Origin of the sequence: Candidatus Latescibacter sp. (assembly GCA_030692375.1) — a bacterium.
GTDB lineage: Bacteria > Latescibacterota > Latescibacteria > Latescibacterales > Latescibacteraceae > JAUYCD01.
In genome coordinates this window covers 1-12,995 of sequence record JAUYCD010000006.1, presented here as the reverse complement: position 1 = coordinate 12,995, position 12,995 = coordinate 1, and the positions used below count along the sequence as shown (strand labels likewise).

The window sequence follows — 12,995 nt, the reverse complement described above, 5'->3', positions numbered from 1 at the left end:
TGCCAGCCCGTTTGGCGTGCAAACCCAGATCCTGTCGTTGAACACCTTGATCTCATTTACCTTAGTACCCATGGGAATACTCCCAAGCTTTTTTATGGTTCGGAGCTCCCCGGACCTGAGATTCAGTATGTCCACCCCGCTCGTATGCCCGACGTACAGGATGCTGTCATTTTTAGCGTAGATACTGCGCACACCGATATTATTTGGTGCATATTCCGGAAAAAGGATCGGATCGAACCGCTCAATCTTCGGGTCAAAACGCCAGAGACCCCCGGTAAGGAAGCCGATATATATGTAGCTGGGTGATACTCCCAGGCACTTAACATTGCCGCTTTCCAGCCCGTGGTTTTTGTAATAGAGGGTATACGTGCGATTTTCAGGATTATAGCGAAACATACCCGCCGTGGTCGCCCCATACACATTCCCCTTGAACTCCACTACGTCCTGCACATAAAACAGGGGCGGATACCCTTCCCAATCGGGGTACGCTGCGGAATGTGCAGGATGTATCTCTCCATTCACCATACCAAGCAATGCCGCTGCTGCCACCAGTAAGAATTGGCGCTTCATAGAACCCTCGTAGAATTATGCCGCTTTTTATACACCGTGAAAAACAACAATATAAGAGAAAACAGGAAACATCCCAGACTGAACAAGTTGCCGTAACGGGCATAAAAAGTCATTCCCGTCTGTGGGGTAATGGTTCCAATGAGCGTGGTGCGCTCGAACGTTTTTGTTTTTTTCATTACCCGCCCATACGGATCGATGATCATGGAAATGCCGGTGTTGGCGCAGCGCACCACGGGACGGTGAAATTCAATGGCGCGCATGACTGAAATCATGGCATGCTGAATGGGGGAGAACCGGGGGCCGAACCAGACATCATTGGTAATCACGGTGATAAATTGTGACCCTTTGACTATGAATTTTCGGATAAGGTCTGGGAAAATGGACTCAAAACAGATGGCCGCATTAAACGGCGGAAGCTGTTTGGAGGTAAAAATCACTGCTTCTTTGCCCCTGCGCCAGTTAGCCTGTCCCCAGTCCAATTTACGGAGGGCGGGGAAGTATTCATCCAGCGGAATAGCCTCGCCGAAAGGAACCATGTGAATTTTATCGTATCGCCTTACTTTGTTTTCATTGGGCAGAAAGAGACCGGCGGCGTTAAAGGTATCCTGGTTTGTCAGATCAACTGCGGGAAGTCCGGTCAGGAGGGGAACCCCGGTCGAATCCACCAGCGCCTGCACCATCCAGCGATACACGGGCGCTTCGAGCAGATAGGTCGGGATGGCGGTCTCGGGCCAGACCAGAAGGTCGGGTTTGTAGGCCATCGCCTGCTGGCTCATGGTGCGGTAGAGATTGACATTCCACAAAACCATGTTTTCATCCCATTTTTCATCGGGCAGTACATTTCCCTGCACCAGGGCGACAGTGATTTTCCTTCCGGAGTCATTCGCGGAACGAATCACCGCCTGTGAGTAAAACAAGGGTACGAGAAAGAGCAGGCCGAGAAAAGCAAACCGTGCAACGGAACGGCGCCGCGCAAGTAAAACGATCGCCGTATTCACCATTGCCACCCACCAGGAGACCCCGAAGGCGCTGGTTATATCCGCGAACTGAATCAGCCAGGGATAGTATGTCTGGGAGTTCCCCACGATCATCCAGGGGAACGCGAGCTGGTCGAAGGAGCGTATCCATTCCAGGCCGGCCAGAACGAACGGCAGGGAAAGGAGCCAGAGACGGGGATGAACAGTACGGACAAATCCGGTAATCACAAAGGGCAGGGCATAGAATATCGCCATGACCAGCACTGCCAGGATCATCCCGATCCAGGTTACATTAAGGATCCAGGAAATGGTGACTGCATAGAATGCCACCCCGGAAATCCATGACCAGAAAAACAATTGCCGGATAGTAAGTTTTTCTGTGAGCAGAATCAGAGGAATCAGGCCCACGTATGCCAGAAATCCCAGACCGAAGGGAGGAAACGCCAGACTCATCAAAACGGATGAAGCGAGCGCCATACTACCGGCGGTTGATCGTTTCATTCGAGCCTCACCTTACGTCCGGAAATAGGGGTTTCATGATCCGCTTTCTTTCCTGAAAATATGCCGTTTCCGTATATCCGGCCTCGCGCAGGATTTCACCGGCCTGGATAAAATGCCTGCCGACTTGTTCGGGAAGGTGCGCATCGGAGCCGGCTGTCACCGGGATTTCATGGCGGCGGAGAATCCGCAGGAATTCGAGCGAAGGATACGCCTCTTCTGCCGCAGTATCATACCCGCCGGTATTCAATTCAAAAGTCAATCCCAGCTCGCCGAGAACGGCGGCGGTCCTCTCGTAATAAGGGGTCATATCGCCATCCGGACGGTACCCCATCCTCTTTATATTGTCGACATGTCCGGTAATATCATAGAGACCGCTCCGGGCCGCCCGTATCACCGTTTCAAAAAAAAGATCATAAATTTCTTTCATATCTTTTTCTTCGAACACATTTTTGTATATCTCCTGGTCGAAAGGCCAGCCTTCCAGGTAGTGAATCGATCCGATCACATAATCAAAGCCGGAAGTGCGGATTATTTCTTGAATCTCGTCAGTCCGGCTCTCTACAATATCCATCTCGCATCCCAGCCGTATGGTGATACTGCCGCTGTAACGGTCCTGCAGTTCATGCACACGGCCGATGTAACGGGGAAGATCGCCATAGCTCATACAGAGGTGCGGCTCCGGCATTACCGGCATGTGATCGGAAAATCCTATCTCTTCGAGTCCAAGGCGGAGGGCCTGTTCCACATACTCTTCCATAGTTCCGGAGGCATGATTGCACAGGGTGGTATGAATATGATAATCAGGAAGGTTGATGCGCATGAATGACTTTCAAAACAAATGATCTTTTTACATATTTTTTTATAGATGCCGAAACGGTTTCATCGTTCCCGCGAAGCGGCAACATGTTCGGCATGACCGTGACACTCTCAAAATAGATGCCGAAACTGTTTCATCGTTCCCGCAAAGCGGCAACAAGTTCGGCATGACACGCGTCATCATGAACTCGTTTCAGGATATATTCATTACAAAATATTATTCGGTTATGTCGTTAAGTCAGCAACATACAGTAAATATGTGAAATTGAGTGCTCCTGTGTCTTTAAATATCCCCCCTGCCTTCGGCATCCCCCCTTGTTAAGGGGGGAATTTAGGGAGAGGATTCTGTCAAATCCTAATAAATGTTTACATAGTAAGAGGAACAATTTTCTTTTTCCCCCCTTAAAAAGGGGGGTAGGGGGGATTAACCTTACGGATCACCTTAGCTTACTTAACGACATACCTGTTAATCTTTATCACTGCCGCTTTTTCTTTTTCTCCACCAGTTCCTTGAACATGAGGGCATTCCTCACTGCATATCCCTGATGGCAGTTGTTGAAAAAGGCATAGAGTTTCCAGACCGTTTTTTCCAGAGCTTCCACCTTCTCGATCCACTCCTCCAGTTCATCGGCGGAATAGAGATAATTATAACGGTCGGCGGATTTGCTCCACCAGTCACCGGCGTTTCTCCCGTGGAACCGCAGGTAGGCGGTATCTCCGGTCGCCCGTGCCACCGGGGGCATCATGTCCCCGATCTGCGGCTCGTCAACGGAAACAAAATGAATTTTCAGATCATCGAGAAAACGAAACACCTCTTCACAATTCCAGCTCTTATGGCGGAATTCCACGAAAAAATGAAAGCCGCGGTAAGTATCCGCCAGTCCGGCAACATATTTCCGGCTGCCGGCTTCGTTCCTGAACTGCCAGGGAAACTGGGCCAGGATTCCGGAAAGCCTTCCCGATTCTTTTAGCGGACGTATGGACTCCAGAAAGGTTCCCGATACATCGCTGTCGGACAGATCATGGGTGGTGGATTTATTGGCTTTGACGATAAACTCGAAATCCGGCGGGGTGGCGCCGATCATCCGCTCGAACACACCCGGTTTGGGAATGCCGTAATAGGTGGTATTGATTTCCACCGCATGAAAAGTATCCTTGTAAAAAGCCAGCATATCTTTCGGCTTGATATTTTCAGGATAAAAAATTCCTTTCCAGTCACGGAAACTGAATCCCGATGTGCCGATCGCAATCATATAAATCTCACAAAAAGCCGCAGATAAAGGGCTGAAATACATGGGCCGCGGATTACGCTGATATACGCGGATTGCCTCGCAAGACATTCCATAAGCTCAATGTCGGGGTGAACGGTGGTCTCGCCACTCCCAGCTCGGAAATTATCGCGGCGATGTTCCGGGCGGGGGTAACGTCGAATGAAGGATTATAGAAAGATACTCCCTCCGGGGTCACCTGTACACCGGCGAACTTTGAAATCTCCGATTCTCTCCGCTCCTCTATGGGGATGGTTTCACCGGAGGCCATACTGAAATCGAAGCTGGTCAGAGGCGCCGCCACATACAGGGGAACATCATGCTCACGGGCAAGCACCGAAAGACCGTAGGTGCCGATCTTGTTTGCCGTATCGCCGTTTGCGGCGATCCGGTCGGCGCCGACGATTATATGATCTATCCATCTACGGCGCAGAACGTCCGCCGCCATGGAATCGCAGATCACGGTAACCGGGATTCCATTCTTCCTGAGTTCCCAGGCGGTAAGCCGCGCACCCTGCAGGAGAGGACGGGTCTCATCGGCGAACACGCGTATCCGCTTCCCCTGCTCCGCCGCCGCATAGATCACTCCGAGCGCGGTGCCGTAACCGGTGGTAGCCAGCCCTCCCGCATTGCAGTGGGTGAGCACCGTATCGCCGTCGGATAGGAGTTCCGCTCCATGACGGGAGAGCTCACGGCAGATTCGCTGATCCTCATCAAACAGTGCGTGCGCCCTTGCCAGGAGAACCTTTACCGGATCACCCGAGGCAAAGGCTTCTTCCACACTGCTTTCCATACAGTCCAGAGCGATGAAGAGATTCACCGCGGTCGGCCGTGTCTCACGGAGCCGCCTTATGGCGGAACGGACATGCGCCTCCTGGGGTTTTTCACGAGCGGAGATCACAACTCCATAGGCTGCGGCGACTCCGATGGCCGGCGCTCCCCGCACAGCCAGGGTTTCTATGGCTTCGCACACCTGCGCTACAGAAGTGAGTATCACCCTTTTTTCCAGTAAAGGCAAAAGGCGCTGGTCGATGATGTCCAGACCATCATCCCGCCATTTCAATGTTACAACCGGCATGTATGATGCCCTCAAAAAGCGGTCATTGAGCGGAAATTCGCCATACGCTCCTCGACTGCATCCAGCGTCAGGTCTTTCAGGGCGGTCAAACTGAATCCTTCCACTAGGAAGGATGCGACAATCCCGCCGTACACCACCGCCGTACGAAGTGCAGAGGCATCATGGATGCCCGTTCTGGCCAGATAACCCATGGTTCCTCCGGCATAGGAGTCTCCGGCGCCGGTCGGGTCGACGACACGGCGCACAGGGTATGCCGGAACTGTAAAAAACATTTCACGGGAGGCCAGAATGGAGCCGTGCTCGCCTTTTTTCACAATTACAAATTCCGGACCCAGATCGAGGAGGGCATGAGCGGCGGCCACCACATTCGGGTTGCCGGTAAGGAACTGTGCCTCGGAATCGTTGATGAACAGGAGGTTGATTCTCTTGAGCACCCTGCGCAGCTCCTGCGGTTTCTCGGCAATGTAGCATTCCATGGTATCGAGGGCGATGAATTCCGGGCATTCCATCTGATCGAGCACCCGCTCCTGGAGCACCGGGTCGATGTTTGCAAGGAAGACATACTTCGCCTGACGGCATTCCGTATCGAGCACGGGATCAAAATCATTGAAAACATTCAGCGCCAGACCGGTGGTGCGGCGTTTGTTCATGTCGGTCTCATACACCCCGGACCACCGGAAGGTCGAGCCGCCTTTCACCACCTTCATCCCCTCGGTGTTCACCCCTCGCGCCCGCATGAATGCCAGCTCTTCGCAGGGAAAATCCTCTCCGACCACTCCTACCAAATGCACCGGGCTAAACAGCGAGGCCGCCGCGGAAAAATAGAGCGCCGAGCCGCCCAGCGCATTTTGCACCGATCCAGCCCCGGTTTCCACATCATCGAAAGCAATGGATCCGATAACCACAATGCTCATAGCAGGTTCCTTATCTTTTATTCTGGATTCTGGCTCCTGGATATTTTTTGGTTTTAATAATCTGTCTTTACCCGCCAGCTTTCGGCGTCTTCGTAGAGTTTCTCGATATCATAGTAATTCCGGGTCTTCGGGTCGAAAATATGCACAACAATATCCACATAATCGAGGAGAATCCACCTTTGTCCTTCCATGCCTTCCACATGCCAGGGATGCAGACCATCTTCTTTGGCCATTTTTTCTTTCACTTCGTCAGCAATTGCTTTGACCTGGACATTCGAGTTTCCCTGGGCAACGATAAAATAATCGGCGATACTGGTAATTTTCCTTAAATCGAGGACTACGATCTCGGCGCCTTTTTTTTCCATGATATGGTGAATGATCCGTTCGACATTAACTCCGGTTTCAATCAATCTGTTTTTCCCTCCCTGGGAAACAAGAGCCTGTCCCAGTCACGGCCTATGACTACTACAACATCTTCCATCATATAAGGATTTTCCGTACGCTGGTCAAGAATTTCCCCGATGCCCAGCACCCGGGCGACCGCTTCCGCTTTTTTTCTGTCCCCGTGACGGTCGACAACTACCGACACATCGAATTCAAATGAATCTGCATTCCCTCCCACTCCGTTTACCACGTCAAATCCTTCTTTTCGCAGCTTCTGGGTGAAAATGGTCGCCAGCCCCGGCCTGCCGCACCCGTTCAACACCGAAACCCGCACGCTTAATGTCGGATCGGGCAGGGGTTGAGCATGCTCAACCCCTGCGTTTTTTCCCGCAGACGTTTTCCCGGGGTGATCTCCCGGGGAACCGATCACCGTAAATAATCCGGGATAGAAAATCGAAGCAAGGGATACCGCGATGATAATCAGCGACACATTCGCAATGATGATGAAGCTTTTCGTCATGTCAGCCCGAAATCGTTGAAGAAGAAAAAAAAGGGGGAGACATATTCTTCCTATGAATCCCCGCTGCTATGATTCTATGGTGAGTAAAAAAAACCGTCACGTGCATGCACGTATAGCCCGTTACCTCATATAAGGTGAATACCCAAACATATCATACCCAAACCCGGAGCGACCGTAGCCGTAGCCGTAGCTGGAATATGGACTATAGGGATTGTTCGGATTGCCCATGCCGCTCATATCACGGTACGAAAATCCGAATGTTGTATTCTTGAAAGGCTTATAAATAATGTCGAAAGCCGGTACGAACATTCTCCCCTGATTCATATTGTTGAGGCCGTTGTAACCGTCCCTGTTGCCGAACACTATGCCGGTCTGAGTCTGATAAGCTACCTGGAGACGCATCGTAAGGGGGGCGTTGAACCTGTATTCCATGGTGTTCAGGTACATCCCCATGACTCCTCCGTTCCCGCCCGTGGAGGAAAAATTCATGATGTACTGCTGTTTCATGGTGAAGCGCTCTGGATCGAGCAGACTCATCTTTTTGAAGTTGATCCCGGGTTTCTGAATGCTGAGAACGCTTTTTCCGGTGTTGTCGCCATTTACCGGAACACTGAGAATGTTTTTCATACCATTGGCGCCATCGCCCGGCGCCTGGGAGTACAAGAAGACCGCCCATCCGGTCATGAGCGCCAGCGACAGGCATGCTGTCCTTTTCAAGAAAATTGATTGCATCGGTATAATCCTCACCTTTTTTCTCACGGTGTATCGAACTGCAACCCCTCACATACAATAAATACTATGATTCTGACGATGTCAAGAGCAAATCATGTTTTTCTATCAATTTAATCCGCCAAATCATCGAGAGTTTCAACTTTTTTTCATCAGACTTTTTTTTCCCGGATGATGGCATTGTTCTGATCCAAAAAAATGATGACCGGTTTGTGCTGTTTCGCTTCCTCTCCATCCAAAATCTGGTAACTCAGAATGTGAAGCCGGTCGCCTGCCACTCCCAGGCGGGCAGCCGGTCCGTTGAGGCATATTATTCCAGCCCCCTCTTTTCCACGGATAACGTAGGTTTCGAACCGCACCCCGTTATTGAGATTCACCACCTGAACCTGTTCATTTTCAAGGATATCGGCGGCATCCATGATTGTCCCGTCGATAGTGATGCTTCCCATATAGGACAGGTTTGCCTCCGTTACTACAGCATTGTGTATTTTCGATTTCAGCATGATTCTCTGCATTGGGAATCCTTATTTATTTATCAGCGTATGCTACTTGATAATGTTTTTGATCGTATAGATGCCGAAACAAGTTCGGCATGACACGTGTCATCCTGAACTAGTTTCAGGATCTAATTGCGCAATCACCTCGTAGTGTTTTCATGAAATACTTACCTGAAGACTTATTAAGATATTTTTATGCTTACCCCGGCCATCTTGTAGCCCGTACCGACAGTATACAGACGCCCGGGAGCATCCGGATTGATATGGGATACAATCACTTCCCCGACAAAGATCACATGATCGCCGGTTGGGAATTCCCCTATAAGACTGCATTCGAAATTTGCCGCCGCTTCTTCCAAAAGAAGGCTGTTCACCTTTCGTGCGGGCGCAGTTTTGATACCGCTCATTTTCAGTTTATCGATGTCACGGCCGGAGCGGGTCCCGAAAAGCAGGGTCTCCCGGCTTTGCAGCTCGGTAGGAAAAGCGATGACAAACTCCTGGGCCTGCCGGATCACATCCAGCGAATACCTGGTTACCCCCACCGAAAACGCCATCATGGGAGGATTATGGGAAGTGAGCATTACCCAGCCGAGTGTTATGGGATTTACCTTTCCCGTGTTTTCACGGGCAAGTACAATCGCTGTCTGTTCGGGATATTTTTTTACGATTGCTTCGCTGAAAGTAGTTTCAACCTGCATGGTATTCATCCTTTCCCAGGGAGAAGAACGGTGTTATCAATCAGCCGGGTGCCGCCGAAACGGACTGCAAGCGCCAGAAGCGCTCCCCCGGATACATCCGAAACGTTGAACAATTCCTCCCTGTCCACGATTTCGACATATTCGATACACGCCAAGGGCATGGTATTGATCATTTCCTGCACTCCGGCTTTGATTTTATTCGCATCTGTTACCCCCGAAGAAACTATATTTTCAGCTTCCCGGAGAGCGCGTGAAAGAATCACTGCTTCACGTCGTTCTTCGCTGTCGAGATACCGGTTACGGGAGCTCATGGCCAGACCGTCCGGCTCACGAACGATCGGCCCGATATCGATGACGATGTCCAGGTCAAGGTCTCTGATCATCCGTTTAATCACCGCCGCCTGCTGTGCATCCTTTTGCCCGAATACCGCAACATGGGGTCTGACCGTATTGAACAACTTGGCCACTATTGTGGCCACTCCCCGGAAATGGCTGTGGCGCGACAGACCGCAAAGTCCCTCGGTCAAACGCTCCACAGTTACGAATGTTGCAAATCCGGACGGGTACTCGGAAGCTTTATCTGGAGCATAGACAATGTCTGCTCCAACGGTTTCGAGAAGCCGCGAATCCCTTTCGAGGTCGCGGGGATACTTGTTCATATCCTCACCGGGACCGAACTGGGTTGGGTTCACAAATATGCTCACCACCACAAATCCGCTCTGCGCGGCCGCCCTCCGCACCAGGCTCAAATGACCCTCATGGAGCGCTCCCATCGTTGGTACGAAACCGATCCGAAACCCGGCGCATCGTTTCTCCTCACAAATCCGCCGAACTTCATCTTTATCGAAGAGAATACGCATGAGAAATCCTTAAAAAAATTGTCTGAACCACTGATTCGAATGATGCTTATGATAAAAGATGATGAAAAGATTAAATACCGCCCAAAGCCCAAAGAGAAAGATTGTCTGAACCAGGATTCACTTGATTCAAGGATTAGCCTGATTTTTTTGATTAATGCTCCGGTGATAAAATATACGAATGCAGTGTCGTAAACAGATGCCGAAACAAGTTCGGCATGACATATGATAATGTAACTATTTAACCACCGGAGCAATAATTTATCATGGTAATCCTCTAATCCTATAAATCATGGTTCAGACTTCAGACATTCAATATCCCTGGGACTTTCCGAGATCCAGTTCCTCGCCGCTGATAAAATCAGCCACATCATAAGTGTGAACAAGATCATTCCGGTCAAACACTTTAACGGTTTTGATACCGGCGTTTATGATAAGCCGGGTGCAGATCTTGCATGGTCTGGCATTTTCCACCACCTCTCCATTTTCCGCTTCCATACCGACGAGGTAGAGAGTGGAATCTATCATGTCAACCCGTGCAGCATGGATGATGGCGTTCATTTCCGCGTGAACGCTCCGGCAGAGTTCATACCGTTCTCCACGGGGGATTCCTGCCGACTGCCGGGGGCACACTCCGATATCGATGCAGTTCACCGCTCCGCGCGCCGCCCCGGTATATCCGGTCGAAATGATCTGATCGTTCTTGACGATAATCGCGCCAAACCACCTGCGGAGACAGGTCGAGCGTCGAGCGACCTCACGGGCTATATTCAGATAGTAATGATCCTTATCCGGGCGGGTATTCATTGTTTCCTGTTTTGTACATGATAGATCCTGAAACGAGTTCGGCATGACATCGGTAACCTGTAGTCCTGAATTGTCAATAGATGCCGAATCGAGTTCGGCATGACACGTGTCACCCTGAACTTGTTTCAGGGTCTATATACATCTCGATGAGCGTGTATTCATGTCATCGTGTCCAAATCAGTTCTAAATATAACCATGGAAAATATGAGAGTCAATGTTCAAAGGAGAATTCACGTTAAAAGCTGTATCGAATTCCGTATCCTGAAACCCCGCCGAGAGGGGTGATCACCTCGAACCGTTTTGGTGTTTTCTCGTGCAGGCGGGGTACGAGCCAGCCGGTGAGCGAACCGACTGCGGCCCCGGCCAGCACATCGGTTGGAAAATGCGCGCCCGCTTCCACTCGCATCACGGCGGTGGTAGTTGCAGCGGACAAACCGAGAATCCAGAAAGGGATGATGAGCTTCGATCGGGGATGCTGCCTCTGGTACACGGCGCAGGCGAACACCGCCCCGTTGAACGCAGCGGAAGCATGGCCGGAAAAAAATGAGAGCGCGGCATCGCGGGCCTCCCTGCTGGCCAGGGGAACCGAAGGATCATACGCATAAGGCCGCGACCGATGAAATCCTCCCTTGGCGATTTGGGTGAGACCTGCGGTGATGAGTCCTGTCTCGGCGTACATGGCCAGGTCGGCGAATGCCTGACGGTACGATGCCTGATCGCCCCTTGAAAGCACACTGGCGGCGGAGAGAAAGGGAAGGATGCTGCTGACATCAAGCATGGTATTACTGAGACTGTTGGCCCGGGAGGAGCGGCGGTCGAGGGCGATATGGTCGATTCCCGGCACATCATCCCGGTCAAGGGCGGTGGGATCGGGAGCATGTACACGGGAAACCAGGTGATTTCCGGTCAGGGTGAATGAAAGCCCGGCAGCGGTGAGTGCTGCGTCTTTTATGAGATCAAGATGGTATGCACCGCTATCATCAGCCTTTACAGATAGGGGTATGAAGACCGCGAAAAAAAAGGATATTCCGGTCAAGAAACACACGATGTGGTTACGAAATATACGAGTGGGGTTCATTCTCCTGCCTTAAAAAAGATTGTCTGAACCACTGATGCGCATGATTAATGTGATAAATGATGATGAAATGATAAATACAGCAAGAATGTCTGAATCTTGATTCATAGGATTAAGGGATTACCTTGATGAATCAACTTAAAAAAATCAAGCAAATCAAGTAATCAAGAAAATCATGGTTCAGACGGTCTTTGCTTTATCATTTTCATCATACGCATCAGTGGTTCAGACAGTATTTTTTAGAGTGAGATGCTTTATGATTTTATCTTTATCTCTTCACAGAGCCGCTCTTCAAGGGTGGTGAATCGCTCCCCTGCCTGGTCGTTATTTACCGCAATGGCCAATGCTTTCATATCCCCCACAAGCACCGCCAGTTCCCGCGCACGAGTTACCGCGGTGTAGAGGAGGTTCCGTTTCAGCATGATAAAATGCTGGGTGGAAACCGGCATAACCACGCAGCGGAACTCGCTCCCCTGGCTTTTATGCACGCTGATGGCGTATGCCGGAACCAGGTCGTCCAATTCCGAGAGGGTGTAATCGACCACTTCCTCGAACCGTACCTGCACCACCGAGCGTGTTGTATTAATACTCTCGATTCTTCCGATATCCCCGTTGAAGACCATCTTGTCGTAGTTGTTGCGGGTCTGCATGACCTTATCGCCCTGACGGAACACCCAGCCTCCCATCCGCAGTTCCGGGCAGGCGGGATTAAATGGATTCAACCGCTCCTGAAGGAGGCCGTTCAGGTTCAGAACGCCGGTTTCTCCTTTGTGCATGGGGGAGAGCACCTGGATGTCATTCACCGGATCGTAACCGTACGAGTACGGCAGCCTTCGGGCAACCATATCCACGACGGCGGCGGTGATTTCTTCCGGGGTTTTCTTCCGGATAAAGAAAAAATTCCCCGTGCGCTCGTTGTCGGTGTTCGGAAGCCTGCCGGTATTGATGAGATGGGCGTTCTGGACGATTTTGCTCGATGCGGCCTGGCGAAAAATTTCAGTCAGGCGAATATTGGGAATCCTATGGGAGGCAATAATATCCCTTAGAACGCTGCCGGGGCCGATGGAAGGAAGCTGATCGGCATCACCCACGAGGATAAGGGTAGTGTACGAGCTTATGGCGCGGAGTAGCTCGGTCATTAGCGCGGTATCTATCATGGATGTTTCGTCAACAATGATCGCATGAGCTCCGAGGGGCGATCCTTCGTTACGGGAGAATTTCCCCTTGTGCGGATTGAATTCAAGGAGGCGGTGGATCGTTTTCGCCTCCATGCCGGCGGTCTCGGACATCCGTTTGGCCGCCCT

Annotated in this window: 15 protein-coding genes; all 15 read right to left on the bottom strand. The window is 51.0% G+C overall.

The window, feature by feature from the left end; genetic code table 11:
• On the bottom strand, nucleotides 1–570 hold a 570-nt coding region (locus Q8O92_00340), incomplete at its 3' end, for a hypothetical protein (protein ID MDP2981761.1).
• On the bottom strand, nucleotides 567–2,048 hold the full coding sequence (gene lnt / locus Q8O92_00335; GenBank protein MDP2981760.1) for an apolipoprotein N-acyltransferase: 1,482 nt from the start codon (nucleotides 2,046–2,048) through the stop codon (nucleotides 567–569). The genes lnt and Q8O92_00340, both read right to left, overlap by 4 nt.
• A 7-nt stretch (nucleotides 2,049–2,055) precedes the next feature.
• Nucleotides 2,056–2,868 (bottom strand): histidinol-phosphatase HisJ family protein, encoded by an 813-nt coding sequence (locus Q8O92_00330; protein MDP2981759.1) that lies wholly within the window; start codon nucleotides 2,866–2,868, stop codon nucleotides 2,056–2,058.
• Between the two features lie 472 nt (nucleotides 2,869–3,340).
• Nucleotides 3,341–4,117, bottom strand: coding sequence for a DUF72 domain-containing protein (locus Q8O92_00325; protein ID MDP2981758.1), 777 nt, complete (start codon nucleotides 4,115–4,117; stop codon nucleotides 3,341–3,343).
• Nucleotides 4,118–4,169: 52 nt separating this feature from the next.
• Nucleotides 4,170–5,210, bottom strand: coding sequence for an S-methyl-5-thioribose-1-phosphate isomerase (mtnA, locus tag Q8O92_00320; GenBank protein ID MDP2981757.1), 1,041 nt, complete (start codon nucleotides 5,208–5,210; stop codon nucleotides 4,170–4,172).
• 11 nt (nucleotides 5,211–5,221) lie between these two features.
• Nucleotides 5,222–6,124 (bottom strand): PfkB family carbohydrate kinase, encoded by a 903-nt coding sequence (locus tag Q8O92_00315; protein MDP2981756.1) that lies wholly within the window; start codon nucleotides 6,122–6,124, stop codon nucleotides 5,222–5,224.
• A gap of 53 nt (nucleotides 6,125–6,177) precedes the next feature.
• Nucleotides 6,178–6,534 (bottom strand): ribosome silencing factor, encoded by a 357-nt coding sequence (rsfS, locus tag Q8O92_00310; GenBank protein ID MDP2981755.1) that lies wholly within the window; start codon nucleotides 6,532–6,534, stop codon nucleotides 6,178–6,180.
• Nucleotides 6,531–7,028 (bottom strand): LytR C-terminal domain-containing protein, encoded by a 498-nt coding sequence (locus Q8O92_00305; GenBank protein MDP2981754.1) that lies wholly within the window; start codon nucleotides 7,026–7,028, stop codon nucleotides 6,531–6,533. The genes rsfS and Q8O92_00305 overlap by 4 nt, the downstream gene beginning before the upstream one ends.
• A gap of 120 nt (nucleotides 7,029–7,148) precedes the next feature.
• Complete coding sequence (locus Q8O92_00300) at nucleotides 7,149–7,760, bottom strand: hypothetical protein (GenBank protein MDP2981753.1); 612 nt, start codon at nucleotides 7,758–7,760, stop codon at nucleotides 7,149–7,151.
• Nucleotides 7,761–7,909: 149 nt separating this feature from the next.
• Entirely contained in the window at nucleotides 7,910–8,272 is a 363-nt protein-coding gene (locus Q8O92_00295) for an aspartate 1-decarboxylase (protein ID MDP2981752.1), read from the bottom strand.
• A 164-nt stretch (nucleotides 8,273–8,436) separates the two neighbouring features.
• Nucleotides 8,437–8,952 carry a flavin reductase family protein gene (locus Q8O92_00290; protein MDP2981751.1) on the bottom strand — a complete coding sequence of 172 codons (516 nt, stop codon included), beginning with the start codon at nucleotides 8,950–8,952 and terminating at the stop codon, nucleotides 8,437–8,439.
• 5 nt (nucleotides 8,953–8,957) lie between these two features.
• On the bottom strand, nucleotides 8,958–9,812 hold the full coding sequence (panC, locus tag Q8O92_00285; protein MDP2981750.1) for a pantoate--beta-alanine ligase: 855 nt from the start codon (nucleotides 9,810–9,812) through the stop codon (nucleotides 8,958–8,960).
• A gap of 309 nt (nucleotides 9,813–10,121) precedes the next feature.
• Nucleotides 10,122–10,616, bottom strand: a complete 495-nt coding sequence (locus Q8O92_00280; protein MDP2981749.1) for a dCMP deaminase family protein — start codon at nucleotides 10,614–10,616, stop codon at nucleotides 10,122–10,124.
• A gap of 235 nt (nucleotides 10,617–10,851) precedes the next feature.
• On the bottom strand, nucleotides 10,852–11,694 hold the full coding sequence (locus Q8O92_00275) for a phosphatase PAP2 family protein (GenBank protein MDP2981748.1): 843 nt from the start codon (nucleotides 11,692–11,694) through the stop codon (nucleotides 10,852–10,854).
• Nucleotides 11,695–11,945: 251 nt separating this feature from the next.
• Nucleotides 11,946–12,995, bottom strand: a 1,050-nt coding sequence (locus tag Q8O92_00270) for an AAA family ATPase (GenBank protein ID MDP2981747.1), incomplete at its 5' end; no start/stop codon positions are given.